Origin of the sequence: Blautia sp. HCP28S3_G10, from assembly GCF_052065235.1 — a bacterium.
In the GTDB taxonomy this organism is placed as follows: Bacteria; Bacillota; Clostridia; order Lachnospirales; family Lachnospiraceae; genus Blautia_A.
Genome location: NZ_JBQHUL010000033.1, coordinates 1 through 15,090 on the forward strand (window position 1 = coordinate 1; position 15,090 = coordinate 15,090).

11 protein-coding genes are annotated in these 15,090 nt (G+C 41.8%); 1 reads left to right on the forward strand and 10 read right to left on the reverse strand.

Features of this window, described 5'->3' with window-relative positions; translation table 11 throughout:
- The first annotated feature begins 288 nt into the window (after nucleotides 1–288).
- On the forward strand, nucleotides 289–789 hold the full coding sequence (locus ACTNB8_RS12570; protein ID WP_441055203.1) for a QueT transporter family protein: 501 nt from the start codon (nucleotides 289–291) through the stop codon (nucleotides 787–789).
- Between the two features lie 54 nt (nucleotides 790–843).
- On the opposite strand, the gene ACTNB8_RS12575 is transcribed toward ACTNB8_RS12570, so the two are convergent.
- The 10 genes from ACTNB8_RS12575 to ACTNB8_RS12620 form a co-directional block, all read right to left on the reverse strand.
- On the reverse strand, nucleotides 844–1,560 hold the full coding sequence (locus ACTNB8_RS12575; protein WP_441055205.1) for a SigB/SigF/SigG family RNA polymerase sigma factor: 717 nt from the start codon (nucleotides 1,558–1,560) through the stop codon (nucleotides 844–846).
- Nucleotides 1,561–1,570: 10 nt separating this feature from the next.
- The gene (spoIIAB, locus tag ACTNB8_RS12580; RefSeq protein ID WP_441055207.1) at nucleotides 1,571–1,996 is read right to left on the reverse strand and encodes an anti-sigma F factor; all 426 of its coding nucleotides are present in this window, start codon (nucleotides 1,994–1,996) and stop codon (nucleotides 1,571–1,573) included.
- Entirely contained in the window at nucleotides 1,993–2,316 is a 324-nt protein-coding gene (locus ACTNB8_RS12585) for an anti-sigma factor antagonist (RefSeq protein ID WP_441055255.1), read from the reverse strand. The genes spoIIAB and ACTNB8_RS12585 overlap by 4 nt, the downstream gene beginning before the upstream one ends.
- Before the next feature lie 144 nt (nucleotides 2,317–2,460).
- A complete protein-coding gene (locus ACTNB8_RS12590) occupies nucleotides 2,461–3,714 on the reverse strand; it encodes a tetratricopeptide repeat protein (protein WP_441055209.1) in 1,254 nt (417 codons plus the stop codon).
- A gap of 10 nt (nucleotides 3,715–3,724) precedes the next feature.
- Entirely contained in the window at nucleotides 3,725–3,877 is a 153-nt protein-coding gene (locus ACTNB8_RS12595; RefSeq protein WP_005424949.1) for a hypothetical protein, read from the reverse strand.
- Nucleotides 3,874–5,175: a bifunctional folylpolyglutamate synthase/dihydrofolate synthase gene (locus tag ACTNB8_RS12600; RefSeq protein ID WP_441055212.1), complete on the reverse strand. Its 1,302-nt coding sequence runs from the start codon at nucleotides 5,173–5,175 to the stop codon at nucleotides 3,874–3,876. The genes ACTNB8_RS12595 and ACTNB8_RS12600 overlap by 4 nt, the downstream gene beginning before the upstream one ends.
- A 164-nt stretch (nucleotides 5,176–5,339) precedes the next feature.
- Nucleotides 5,340–7,358 (reverse strand): LTA synthase family protein, encoded by a 2,019-nt coding sequence (locus tag ACTNB8_RS12605; RefSeq protein ID WP_441055214.1) that lies wholly within the window; start codon nucleotides 7,356–7,358, stop codon nucleotides 5,340–5,342.
- Between the two features lie 12 nt (nucleotides 7,359–7,370).
- Nucleotides 7,371–10,025, reverse strand: coding sequence for a valine--tRNA ligase (locus tag ACTNB8_RS12610; RefSeq protein ID WP_441055216.1), 2,655 nt, complete (start codon nucleotides 10,023–10,025; stop codon nucleotides 7,371–7,373).
- A gap of 383 nt (nucleotides 10,026–10,408) precedes the next feature.
- Complete coding sequence (locus ACTNB8_RS12615) at nucleotides 10,409–14,248, reverse strand: FtsX-like permease family protein (RefSeq protein WP_441055218.1); 3,840 nt, start codon at nucleotides 14,246–14,248, stop codon at nucleotides 10,409–10,411.
- Nucleotides 14,242–14,946 carry an ABC transporter ATP-binding protein gene (locus tag ACTNB8_RS12620; RefSeq protein WP_441055220.1) on the reverse strand — a complete coding sequence of 235 codons (705 nt, stop codon included), beginning with the start codon at nucleotides 14,944–14,946 and terminating at the stop codon, nucleotides 14,242–14,244. Before ACTNB8_RS12620 ends, ACTNB8_RS12615 begins: the two co-directional genes overlap by 7 nt.
- Nucleotides 14,947–15,090: the final 144 nt, after the last annotated feature.

The window sequence follows — 15,090 nt, forward strand, 5'->3', positions numbered from 1 at the left end:
AAGCCGCACAAACATGAGGTATTGTCAAGTGTTTTTTGAGTTACTGGTAATAAAAAAGGAAACTCCTTTTTTACAAGGAATTTCCTTAAGTAAATGACATTGGTTCACTCCGTTCACAGCAACTCATGAATTCCACTTGCATTTCATTTATTCCTGTGCTATACTCATACGCGTTAAAAAGCCCATAAAAACAAGGTCTTATAAGGGCTTTCCGCCGATTCCCGGCGTAAAATGAATCGAGTGTTCGTGACCTTCCACTCGTAAAACAAAACTAAAGGAGAACTGAATATGAAAAACAAGAGTACTATGTTCCTTGTGCAGGCAGCTGCCATCGGTGCTATTTATGTAGTTCTGACCCTGCTGTTTGCCCCGTTAAGCTATGGTGAAGTCCAGATCCGCTTCTCAGAAGCACTGACCATACTTCCCTACTTCACACCAGCTGCAATTCCCGGATTATTTGTAGGATGCATTCTTTCCAATCTTCTCGGTGGTGCCATTCCTGTAGATATCGTTTTCGGCAGTGTTGCAACACTGATCGGCGCAGTTTTTACTTATAAACTCCGCAGCAACAAATGGCTGGCTCCTGTACCGCCAATCGTTGCCAATACTCTTATTGTACCTTTTGTCCTTTATTACGGATACGGTGTAAATCTTCCAATTCCGCTGATGATGCTGACTGTAGGTGCCGGAGAAGTAATTTCCTGTGGAGTGTTCGGTATGATCATACTGACTGCTCTTTCCAAAACACGTGTTTCCATTTTCGGAAAAACAAATTGCTCTGAATCATGATATTCAGCCCGGAGTTTTATACAGATTCCGGGCTGTTTTTATGTCTTCTGTCTTTTATTTACAGCGCTCTCTCAGCTTGCTGAGAATTCTTTTTTCCATTCTGGACACCTGTACCTGCGATATCCCAAGCTTTTCGGCAATTTCTGTCTGGGTCATTTCCTCCATATACCGCATAAAAATCAGCTGCCTTTCCGGGCCTTCAAGACTTTTAAGAAGTTCCTCCAGAAGAATTCTGTCAAGAAGTTTCTCCTGCCCGTTTTCTTTTTCAGATATTTTGTCCATAAGAAGTATCTCTGTTCCTTCACCTTTATAGACAGTTCTGTACAGAGATTCCACTTCTGCTCCCGATTCCAGCACCATCGTCAGTTCTTCAGGTGCAAGTTCTGCTTTTTCTGCAAGTTCTTTTACAGATGGTTCTCTTCCAAACTCCCGTTCAAGTTCTTCCCTCGCCCTGAACACTCTGTATTGATTTTCTTTCAGAGACCTGCTGACTTTTATTATTCCTGTATCCCGGAGATAACGTCTGATTTCACCGACGATCATTGGTACTGCATACGTTGAAAACCTTACTTCAAAGGCTATGTCAAATTTATCTACTGCTTTCAGAAGTCCAATACTTCCAATCTGACAAAGATCTTCAAATTCTGTTCCTCTTCCCATAAATCTTCTTGCCACACTGTATACAAGCCCGGTATTTTCTTCAAACAATCTGTCTCTTGCTGCTTTATCTCCCTGGTGCGCACGCCCGATCAGAGCAAGAGTATGATCCAAGTCTGCCTTTTTACCTCCTTATTACTTTTTTCATGTGTACTACCGTACCTTTTCCAACCTCTGATTCAACTGAAACTTCATCCATAAAAGCTTCCATGAAAGTAAATCCCATACCGGATCTGTCATTTTCCGGCTTCGTGGTATACATAGGTTCCATTGCCTTTTCTACATCCGGTATTCCGGCTCCATGATCCGTGATATCCACCTGGATTTCTCTTTCTTCCAGTCGTAATCTCATTTCAATCTTATGTATTTTTCCTTCGTATCCATGAATGATACAGTTCGTAACAGCTTCTGAAACTGCAGTTTTCAGATCTGCAACCTCCTCCAGTGTCGGATTCAGCTGTGTGCAGAACGATGCTGCTGTAATTCTTGCAAGCCCTTCATTTACAGGTCTGCTGTCAAAAATAAGTGTAATTTCATTGGTATCTTTCATTTTGTGCTCCCTTCTTCTACAGCTTTTCTGATTTCCATATACCGATGCACCCCGGAAAGGTGCAGAAGTTTATCAATATGTGAATTAACATTTTCGGCTTTCACACATCCCTGCCGCATTCCCAGTGTTCTGTATCTTCCCATGATCAGTCCGATCCCTGAACTGTCCATAAATTCAGTATCTGCAAAATCAAAAATCATTGTTCTGATATATGTCAGATCCATAATTCTGTCTGTTTCCTTTTTTACATGATCAGATACCGGGTGATCTACATCTTCCGGCATTTTTATTCTCAGTGTGGTTCCTGCTATTTCAAACATATTTTCCAATTTAGTTTCCCCCTTATTTTTGTTTTTATACGCCACTTTTCTCTGAAAACAGATAAGGGGATATGCTTTCGCATATCCCCTTATCTGAGGTTTATCTCTTGTATTCAGCCCTTGCAGTACCCGATAATGATATTTCTATTCATAGCTTTCGTCATACTCATCGTAATAATCATCATATCCGGTATCTTCATAATTTTCTTCATCACTGTTACCATCCTGCGTCTGCGGTCCCTCTGAATCTCCGATTCCTGCAACTCCGGTCGCATCACGAATTGTGGTATATATAGATTTCATAGAATCAGTCAGTACATCAACCTGGACTTTCTGAATAGAAAGTGCTGCTTCATCCAGATTCTGCTGCTGATAATACAGATACGCAGTCATAAGCGCCTCATAACTCTGGCTTTTTGCCTGCTCCGTTGTCAGCTGCTGCGTCACTTCTTCTGCTGTATCACCGGATTCTTTCGCTTCCCCCTGCGCCTTCGACAGCTCGGCTCCCTGACTGGCCAGTGATTCGCTGTACTGAACGATCTGCTGATTTGCCTCTGAATAAATATTCTGCCTTATGGCAGGTACTGCAAGCAGCCAGAAAGCCCCTGCTCCGGCAATAATACCTGACATCAGTATCACAAAAAGTGAAATCCTGTTTCTTTCTCTGTAGACAGGTGCCTGTACTACCATCTCGCCGCTATCGGCATCTGTATCCGGTCTTCTGTTTGACGCATTTCGAAACAGACCTTTTTTCTGTTTTTCAAGACGTGTTGTTACTCCGGTCTGTTCATCTACTTCCCGCAGGAAACGTAATGTTGTAGTATTTGTTTTATCAATACGTGCAGCTTTTTTGAGCGTTCTTCTTGCTTTATTCCATTCTCTGTTTTTCATCTGTATCAGCGCAAGCAGATGATATCCCTTAATCAGTTTGGAATTCTGTGCCAGTATTTTGCGAAGCTGAATGGCTGCCATATCTTCATGCCCTTCTCTGCACAGAAGAAGTGCATGATTATATTTCCTTATTGTTTCATTTATGGCACTGAGTTTATTCGGATTTGCCTGTAATTTATTAATGTATTCTGCAGCCAGATTTCTGGTTGGCTGGAGGTTTTTACTGATCACCCACTCGCTGAGTGCGGATACGACCTCACCTGTTTCAAAATACACCAGCCCCAGCAGGTTTCTTGCCTTTATGTTCCTTTTGTCATAAATCAGGCTCTGTTTCAGACAGGCAATCGCCCCTGAAAGATCCCTGATACTAGCCTTTTCCAGACCCTGATTATAGAAACTTTTGGACAGGTAATCTACTTTTTTCTGAATCAGCACATTGTACCCACAGTTCGGGCAATAATCAAGATCACTGTCTGTGAGGAATGCGCCGCAGTTCATACAGTTCATTAAATTCTCCTTATTTTACGCGTCTGTTACTTTTTGCTTCTCTTAAGACCTCCTGAAGTACATCCAGAATATCTGTCAGTTCTCTGTCATATATAGCCCCTTCTGCATCTGTAACGTCCAGACAGGGCTCAAACTTCTTAAGTTCTTCTTCGTAATCTATCATAATGTTTCTCCCTTTGCTATTTCTGCCTTGATCTCACCGACCAGATACAGTGAACCTACGCAGAACAGAAGTCCGTCTTCACCTTTTTCAGCAAGTGCCCTGTGAAATGCTTCCGGAACATTATCACAGCATTCAGCTGCAGGAACACCATGTTCTCTGAAAATTTCTGCAAATTTCTCTGCCGGAACTTTACGATATCCACCAACCTGTGTTACCACAACATGACGGAAATGTATCTTGTCAAGTATTGTACTGATCATTTCTGTATAATCCTTGTCATCTACCGCTGAGAAAAGAAGAGTCAGTGGATATTCCTTCTGAAAATGAGCAGCTGTTTCCACAAATTTTGCCACTCCATCTTCGTTATGTGCTCCATCCACGATCACTCCCGGAAGTACAGTTTCCATACGTCCCTGCCATCTAGTCTCACTTAAGCCCTTTTTCAGAGCATCTTCTGATACAGGAATCTGCTCTTTCAGGATCTGTATGGTCTGAAGCGCAAGGGAACTGTTCATTACCTGATATCCAGCAATAAAAGGAATGGAAAATACCGTATTATCATAATACCCATTCTTAAATAAAAAATCAATGCCGGAACGGGTATTGCGGATAATTTCCGTATCGGATTTTCTGACTTCGTAATACGGGCTTCCGAGTTCAACAGCATGTTCTCTGATCACTTTTGCAGCTTTTGGATTATTTCCGTCATAGATTACCGGCACTCCGGGCACAATAATCCCGGCTTTCTCTCCTGCAATCGCTTCAATGGTATTTCCAAGATACTGCATATGGTCAAAGCTGATCGATGTGATCACGCATGCAACAGGATTTTCAACTGCTGTAGTTGCATCCAGTCTTCCTCCAAGTCCGGTCTCAAGCACGACATAATCCACACCTGCATCTGCAAAAATAACCATTCCCATGAGGAAAAGCATTTCAAAATAGGTGGGATGATAGTTTCCTTCTTTGACCAGCTCATCTGCAAGTACTTTTACCTTATGGAAAGCATTCAGAAATGTATCGTTATCAATATTTTTCTCGTTAATCTGAAACCTCTCATTGATCACAACCAGATGTGGAGATGTAAAAAGCCCACAGGAATACCCGGCTTCTCTCAGTATTGAAGTAAGAAAAGCACAGGTGCTTCCTTTCCCATTAGTTCCTGCCACATGGATCACTTTGAATCTGTTCTGTGGATTTCCCAGGCGTTCCAGACATTCTTTTGTATGTTCCAGTTTATTTTTTGTTGTAAATTTAGGTGTTTCCTCAATATAAGCAACTGCTTCTTCGTAATTCATAAAAAATTCACCACTCATCTATAATGTATTGCAGCGAAGTTAAAACTGTTTTCCTTCTTAAAAATCGCTACGTTATCATTATATATGAGTGGTGAAAGATGTCCAGTCCTAATCGTAATCTTTTATTCGACAGGAATGGTTATTTTTATATTATATGACTTCTGTTACTCATTTTCTGACGGTAATTTCCATTTATTTTCACTGTAGAGCATGTAGCAGGAACGGTCATAGCTCTTACTAAGAGCTTTTCTTGTTGAACTGTTACTTCGCTGTGAAACTGAGATCCGATCAAAATCATCCAGTTCTGTTCCAGAAATCATAAGTGTGGTCTCATTTACATATACCGTATCTACCCACTCTCCATTCACTTTTACCTGACTGGACGGTGTAAAATTCGTTCCCTTCAGACGGTATGTAAAATCAGAATCTGAAACCAGTTCCATGAAATCCAGCGACACATCATACAGACCCATGCGCATCTTGGTTCTCTGGAAAGGACTTTCTCCTCCATAGGAATATTTTTCTCCATAGAGAAGATCATATTGCAGTGTTTCAAGATCCACCTGATAATTTCTGGTATTTCTTCTTGCCTGGTGATAACGGAATACGGTTCCTTCATGAATTCCCACACGATCCATGACTTCTGCAGCCATCTGATATGCAGCAAGATTAACATCTTTTTTCTCCATGCCAAAATTATCCCACATCACATATTCCGTCTGGAACAGATATTTGTTATTCAGATTTTCAACCTTCAGTCCCATTGTCGGAAGATGATCCCCATACATAACAAGTACTACATCTTCAGGATAATCAGCAAGAGCATCTGTAAGTTCTTTGACAAAATTGTCCATTTCATGGATCTGATTCACATAATACTCCCACTGCGTATTTTTCTCCTCTGTTGCAGCACCTGTAACTGTAATCTCCGGATCATCCAGAAGTTCTTCTTCTGGATATGCTCCATGTCCCTGAACTGAAATCGTATAAATATAATCCGAACCTTCTGAAGAATCCAGACATTTAATGATTTCATCCGTAAGGACTTCATCCTTTGTCCAGCCGAGCGGATTTTTATCTTCTTCTTCAGGCATATATTCTGCCGATGTAAAGGTATCAAACCCAAGATTCGGGAAAATACTTCTTCTGCCGTAGAAGTTTGCCTCGTTGTTATGTATTGCATGTGTTGTATATCCCAGGTTTTTCAATACATACGGAGCACTTTCGCAGGTTGTTTCCTTGAGGATACTCTTATATGGATACTCTCCGGGTCCAAAGTAATGAAGACTCATTCCCGTAATTGATTCGAATTCTGTATTTGCAGTTCCTGCGCCTACAGCCGGAACCTTATAATAACCGGAAGTATATTCCTTCATCAGTTTTCGGAAGTTCGGAATAGGATCCTCCGAAAGTTTCAGATAATTAACCAGTTCCGGATCAAAGAAAGATTCCAGCTGTATAAAAATAATGTTCGGATGTTCTCCGGATTTTGTTTCCGGAAGATTCTCCTCTGTGTTCTCAATTCTTTTTATTTCGCTTTCTGAATAATCTCTCGGGCAGCTGATACCTGTATCAAAAATGGTAACTGCCAGACAATAGGGATATCCATAATCCTCATATGCGAAAGCAATATTTCCAAAATAATTGGAAAGCACTCTCTTTTCAAGTGCCAGCTGTGTGATACCGGCAAATGCCAGTATACCCACAACCACAAGAAGAAGATCATATCGATATTTTATCTTTCGTGTATATTTTGGTCCTTTGATCAGAAGACCAAGAAGCAAAAGCACGAAAAATCCAAGAACGATCAGCGCCACAACTACTCCCCAGGAAGGGAGATACTTGTTCAGTATCGCCATTCCATCTGTAAGTAGATGAAGATCCGGCCCTGTAAACGGTGTGACACGGTTAGCCAGAATCACACCGTTGATAATTCCAAGTAAAAGCCAGAAGATTGCTATCAGAAATCTCCAGAAGCATCTCCTGCGAAACAGGTATACAATAAGACTTGTTGTAAAAATCAGTCCTGCATTATATGCAAAAACCAACGGCTTTGCGGTCATAAAATCCCATGCTTCCATAAAGGAATGACGACTGATCGCCTCGATAAGGAAATAACCGGCTGCACTGCACAATGCATGAAGCAACAGCGATATCCTGTTACACACTTTATACAATTTCATCCAAATGCTCCTTTAATTTTCCATCTGTTTAAGCTGCAGATTTACCTTTTCCATCATTTCTTCGTATTTCTGAAGTTTGTCTTTTTCTGCCTGTACTTTTGCTTCCGGCGCTTTGTTTACAAAATTCGGATTGCCAAGCATACCCTGGCAGCGGGCTATTTCTTTTTTGAGACGTTCCTGTTCTTTTTTAAGACGTTCCATCTCTTTTTCTCTGTCTACAAGATCTTCCAGCGGCATATATACAACAGCATCAGAAACTACTACAGAAACTGCATCATCACCGATTCCGTCCTTATTATCCTGTACAAGAATTTCTTTTGCCAATGCAAGGTTTACAAAAGATTTCTTGCATGCTTCATATCTTGCGCATGTCTCTTCATCACGACCTACAATGTGAAGACTCGTCTTGCGGTTTGCAGGCACATTCATCTCTGTACGTGTATTACGGATTCCTCTTACAACTTCCTTGAAGCTTTCCACTGCATTTTCTGCCTCAGGGAATCTCCATGCTTCCTGATATACCGGCCAGTCGGAAATCATGATAGATTCCTCTTCCGGAAGAAGTGTACAGTAAATTTCTTCTGTAATAAACGGCATATACGGATGAAGAAGTTTCAGTCCTTCTGTAAGTGCTGTCCTTAATGTCCAGAGTGCATCATTTGCAGCTTCAGGATTTTCGTCTGCTTTCCAGAGACGAACTTTTGCCATCTCAATGTACCAGTCACAGAGTTCATCCCAGAGGAAATCATAAACTTTCTGAACTGCAATACCCAGCTCATATTTATCCATATTTTCTGTAACTTCACTGATCACTGTATTCAGTTTTGAAAGAATCCATTTATCTTCCAGGCAGAGTGCATTCAGATCAGAAGGCTCTGTAACTGTTTTGCCTTCCAGATTCATCATAATGAAACGTGAGGCATTCCAGATCTTGTTTGCAAAATTACGGCTGGATTCAACACGTTCCCAGTAAAAACGCATATCATTTCCAGGTGCATTACCTGTGATCAGCGTCAGACGGAGCGCATCTGCGCCATATTTGTCGATAACTTCCAGTGGATCAATACCATTTCCGAGAGATTTACTCATCTTACGCCCCTGTGAATCGCGTACAAGACCATGGATCAGTACATGATGGAACGGAACTTCTCCGGTCTGTTCAAGAGCAGAGAATACCATACGGATAACCCAGAAGAAAATAATGTCATATCCTGTTACAAGTACATCTGTAGGATAGAAATATTCCAGTTCCGGTGTTTTATCCGGCCAGCCAAGTGTGGAAAACGGCCACAGAGCAGAGCTGAACCATGTATCCAGTGTATCTTCATCCTGATGGAGATGTGTACAGCCACATTTCGGGCATTTTTCAGGCATTTCTCTTGCAACAACTACTTCACCGCACTCATCGCAGTAATAAGCCGGAATTCTGTGTCCCCACCAGAGCTGACGTGAAATACACCAGTCCCGGATATTCTCAAGCCAGTGAAGATATGTCTTGCCAAAGCTCGGAGGAACAAACTCCAGTTCTCCCGGTTTAAGAGCGTCCATTGCTGCTTTTGCCATTTTGTCCATGCGTACGAACCACTGTGGTTTGATCATAGGTTCTACAGTCGTACCACAACGGTCATGAGTTCCGACACTGTGATTATGAGGAACAACTTTTACAAGAAGTCCCTGAGCATCGAGATCCGCCACCATGGCCTTACGTGCTTCGTAACGATCCATTCCTGCATATTTGCCGCCAATAGAATTAATGGTAGCATCATCATTCAGAATGTTAATTTCTTCAAGATTATGACGTTTGCCTACTTCAAAATCGTTCGGGTCATGTGCCGGAGTGATCTTTACGCAGCCTGTTCCGAACTCCTTGTCTACATATTCATCAGCGATCACAGGGATTTCTCTGTCTGTAAGCGGAAGTTTCAGCATTTTGCCGATGAGATCTTTGTATCTTTCGTCATCCGGATTAACAGCTACTGCTGTATCTCCAAGAAGTGTTTCCGGACGTGTTGTGGCTATTTCCACGTATTTTCCTTCCTCACCTACAATCGGATAATTGATATGCCAGAAGAATCCGTCCTGATCCTCATGTTCTACTTCTGCATCAGAAATAGAAGTCTGGCATACAGGGCACCAGTTGATAATCCTGGAACCTTTGTAAATATAACCTTTTTCATATAAGCGGATAAAAACTTCCTGAACAGCCTTGGAGCATCCCTCGTCCATGGTAAATCGTTCTCTTTCCCAGTCTGCTGATGCACCAAGTTTCTTCAGCTGGTTGATGATTTTTCCGCCGTACTCTTCTTTCCATGCCCATGCATGTTTCAGGAATTCTTCACGGCCGATATCATGTTTGTCAATTCCTTCTTTTTTCAGTTTGTCAATGACCTTTACTTCTGTTGCAATGGCTGCATGGTCTGTTCCCGGCTGCCACAGTGCTTCATAACCCTGCATTCTCTTGAAACGGATCAGGATATCCTGCATGGTCTCATCGAGTGCATGTCCCATATGCAGCTGTCCTGTAACGTTCGGCGGCGGCATAACAATTGTAAAAGGTTTTTTGTCTGGATTAACTTTTGCGTGGAAATAACCGTTGTCCATCCATTTTTTGTAGAGACGGTCTTCCAGGCCTTTTGGATCATAAGTCTTTGCAAGTTCTTTGCTCATACTGTCCTCCTGAAATTTTTTAATAAAGTAAAAGAACCCTTCACACATTTGTGTGAAGGGCAATAATTCTCGCGGTACCACCTTCATTATGCAGAAAAAACATACTGCACATCTCAAGGTCCTTTAACGCAGGTTACGTGGAAGCCTACATGATATCCCGCTGTCTGCATCAGACATTCCGGTGAAAACTTTCTCAGCTGCCCGGCTCAAAAGCTACCTTCGATGATTTCTTCCTTGAAGTTCCTTCCAGCCCGTGAAAACTTCTCTCTGTCAGGGAACATCACCTACTCCTCTTTCTCTCAGCCTTTTATATGAATCTGTACTAGACTCTAATATAATTGCATTTTTTCGCCTTGTCAAGACAGATTGATAAAAATTCACAGTTATTCGACTGATTTCAGAGATTCAACCATATTGATCTTTTTCAGTTTCATATGCATAAATACATTTACCACAGCTGAAAAGATACAGGTCAGTACTGCACAATAGAGAAAACTCCGCGGCCGAAGGTTTCTTCCGAACATAACTGCATCAACTTCCACAGTCACAATGATAAATCTGTGAAGGAAGATCCCGAACAGAGATCCGAACAGAATTCCGGCAATCGTAAGAATAATATTCTCTCTGAGAACATACTGCGAAACTTCCATGTCAAAAAATCCCAGGACTTTTAATGTTGCCAGTTCCCGCTGTCTCTCTGTAATATTTATGTTATTCAGATTATACAGAACAACAAATGCCAGCATTCCGGCAGACACAATAAGAACTACAATAATGATTCCCAGTGTTCCAAGCATACGTTCTACCATTTCCATTGTACTTGCTGTATAACTGATACTTAAAACTGCCGGTGATTCCATGATTGCCTGACCAATTTCTTCTGTCTGGTTCTTATATTGGTCTTTTACAGTAAAGACGATATCTGCATAATCAGGATCTTCACCGAAAGTTTCTCTGTATACTTTTGGAGTCATATAAATATAATGACCTGCATAGTTTTCTGTGATCACAGCAATTTTCGCTTTATATTCTGCGTCATCTTTTTTTATGGTAAGTTCATCTCCCACTTTCAGGTCAAGAAGTTCTGCCGTTTTTTCACTGATCGCAGCCCCATTATCTGTCAGCTGATAGATTTTTCCTGTCACACGATTCTTCAATGTAACATCTTTTTTAAATGTATTCAGATTTTCAGGGACATACACATAAGCACTTAAACTGGATCTGCCCCTCGGTACAGTAATCTTTGAGAGCTGTATATCTGTATAATGATCCAGTTTCTGATTGTCTTTAAGATAATTATCGAGGTCTGTCCGTTCCTGTTCTGTTGCTTCATCATCTGAAATGACAGTTCCATCATAATGCTGAAGTTCTGTATACTGAAGTACCACGATATCCGAAATAGAATCCCTGAGTCCAAAACCGACCAGCATCAGTGCCATACTTCCTGCAATACCGAAGATTGTCATAAAAAGGCGCTTTTTATATCTGAAAAGATTTCTGAGAGATGATTTCCATGTAAAATTAAGGTGTTTCCACAGGAAAGGAATTCTCTCCAAAAGAATCCTCTTGCCTTCTTTTGGTGATGGCGGGCGCATCAGAGATGCCGGTGTTTCCCGCAGTACCTGATAAGATGAAAATACAGTTGCGCCAACTGTACATATAATTGCAGCAACAGATGCTATCAGAGCATATTTCATTTCATAATGGATCTGCAGGCTGTTTCCTACATTAGGATACATCATTCCATACCCTTTTATGATTATATATGGAAGAATTTTTTCTCCGATCAGAACTCCCACTATGCTGCCGCCTGCCGTGGCAAAAAAAGCATACCTGAGATACTTGGATACTATGGAAAACTTACCGTAACCAAGTGCTTTCAACGTGCCAATCTGTGTCCTCTGTTCTTCTACCATACGTGTCATGGTTGTAAGACTGATAAGCGCAGCTACCAGGAAAAAGATTACCGGAAAAACTTCTCCTATATTCCTGATACGGTCTGTATTGTCGCCATAATCAGAATATTCCGGTAAATCGTTCCGGTCTGTAATGATCCATTCAGGTTTTTTAAGTTCCTGCAGATCTTTTTTTGCATCCGTAATCTTGTCTTCCCCTTCTTTAATTTTATCCTGTGCTTCTTTTTCACCGTCTTTATAATCTTTCTTGCCATTTTTGAGCTCTGTTCTTGCATCTTCAAGCTCTTTTTCCGCATCTTTCAGTTTCTGTTCATTATCCTGAATTTCCTTTTCTCCATCTTTCAGCTTCTGCTCATTTGCTGCGATTTCTTTTTCTCCGGAATTCAGTTTCTGTTCATTTACCTCAATCTGCTGCTGTGCAGCATCCAGTTTCGCCTGACCTGCATCCAGTTCTTTCTGGCCTTTTGTCAGCTGTTTCAGACTGGAATCAAGTTTTTTCTTGCTTTTTTTCAACTCTTTTTCACTGGAAGCAATTTTATTCTCCACCGGAATAAGGGCAGCTTCCTGCTTTTCAAGTTCTGCTCTGCCCGAATCAATACTTTTCTGTCCTTCTTTGAGCTGACTGATTGTTACTTCAAGCTGAGTCTTCTGTGTTTTTGCCTGACCAAGCCCTGACTGCGCTGCGGCAAGATTACTTTCCAGAGATTCCTTCTGTGATATCAACTGCTGCACGCTGTTCACTGCTGCCTGTGCTTCACTGACAGCTTCGTTTGCAGCATTCAGCTCGGACTGTGACTGATCCATATTCTGCTTATATACAGTTAACTGTTCTTCTGTAATTTCACCATTCTCTGCCTGGTTCCTGGCCATTTCATACGCCTGTGCTGCCGTCTCATAAGCACTCTGTTTCTGAGATGCTACCTGTCTTGCAGTACTTAGCTGCTGATTTACAGCCTCAAGCTGTGAAACTGCCGGGGCAAGCTGTGCAATTGCAGCTTCCAGCTGAGGAATCTGGCTTTCCAGTTCGCTGATCTTACTTTCAACTGTTTTCTGGCCATTCTGTGCCTGTGTGAGCCCTGCTGTCAGTTCCTGCTGTTTCTGGTTTATTTTCTCTCTTGCTGATGAAATCTGCGCCTTACCCTGATTCAGCTGCTGTTTTGCTTCTTCCAGTTGTGCCTTTCCGTTATCATACTGGGTCTTTCCTTCTTCGTACTGCTTCCAGCCATCTTTGAGTTTTTCACTGGAAGGTTTCAGTTTATTCTGTCCATCCTGAAGTTGTTTTTTGGCATCGGCAAGCTGGCTCTTACCATCTGCAAGCTGTTTTCTGGCATCCGCAAGCTGAATTTTTCCATCTGCAAGCTGTTTTTTCGCATCTTCTAATTTCTTTTTTCCTTCTTCATATTCTTTTTCGCCATCTTTCAGCTGCTTCTCACCGTCTTCGATTTTTTTTCTGGCATCGGCAAGTTCATCATCTGCCTCCTTCCTGCCCTCTTCCAGTTCTTTCTCTGCATCAGCTATTTTGTCTCTGGCTTCCGAAACTACTTCATCATAACGGATCTCGCAACGTTCTTCTTCAATTCCCTCCACACGTTTCTGTAAAGCTTCGATCAGATTATCATAGGCATCTGTATAACTCGTAACTTTTTCCACTTCATGTGCACGCATATATATCTGCGTAAAAACTTCCGACTCAAACTCTTCCGGAACGACATAGGCAAAGCCATTTACCTCACCGGAACCCAACGTTGTATTTCCACGATTAAATGAAATATAAAGAGGACTGGTTCCCATGCCAACAACTGTATATTCGGTTGTTACAAGTAATTCGCTGTCTTCGCCTTCTCTGAAGCGGATCTTACTTCCTACTTCGTATCCCTGATTATGTGCAAAAGTTTTATCAAGGAAACATTCTCCGCTGTTTACCGGCAGCCGTCCTTCAGAAACAGTCAGCTGATTCACTTCCTGATTCAAACTCTCCACATGAAGGACTTTCTGAGTATTGTCTTCTCCGCACAGAACATCCGTTGAGTATGCCCCCTCTGCTTTCTCCACACCTTTGATTTCTTTCAGCGCCTTAATATCTTTCTCCGTCAGTCCCATGGTGCTGACTACTTTGAGATCCATAAGTTTTGACTGGTTATAATAGGCATCTCCTGAATAGCGCATATCCGGCGAGGCAGCCTGTATTCCTGAAAAAAAAGCTACACCAAGCGCTACAATGCAGAAAATCGAAATAAATCTCGCCTTGTTCTTACGGATTTCCATCCAGAAGTCTTTATGTAAGGCTTTTTTTCTCTTTATTACCATTCAATTTCCTCCACAGGTACCGGCTCTTTATTCAGTTCCATCGAAGACACCGTTCCGTTCTTGATATGTATCACCCTGTCTGCCATCGGAGTAAGAGCAGAATTATGTGTAATAACAATAACAGTCATTCCTCTCTGCCTGCACATATCCTGCAACAGTTTCAGAATCGCCTTACCTGTCTGATAATCCAGTGCTCCTGTAGGTTCATCGCAGAGAAGAAGTTTTGGATTCTTTGCCAGTGCTCTTGCAATAGATACTCTCTGCTGCTCTCCACCGGAAAGTTGGGCCGGAAAATTTCCCAGTCTGTCTTTCAGTCCGACTTCTTTAAGAACCGTTTCTGCATCAAGCGGTTCACTGCATATCTGAAGCGCCAGCTCTACATTCTCAAGCGCAGTCAGATTCGGTACAAGGTTATAAAACTGAAATACAAAGCCAATATCCTCTCTTCTGTATGCTGTCAGCTGCCTGTTGTTATATTCTGCAATATCTTTACCGTCTACCCATACATGTCCTGAAGTAGCCGTATCCATTCCGCCAAGTATATTCAGAACTGTAGTCTTTCCGGCACCACTTGGACCTACAATGACTACAAATTCTCCCTTCGTAATCTCAAAGCTGATCTCGTCTGCCGCTTTGATCATCACCTGGCCACTTCCATATATTTTGGAGACTTTATCTAATTTCACATATGTGTCCATATTGTTCTCCTGATGATTGTTGTCCTGATTATATCATGATACTTACGAAGTGCTCCGTTACTCTGTAACTCTCGCACTTCTGCAGACATTCGGAATCCGCATATTTATTATATGAATAGCTACTTCCTGGTATCATTATATCAA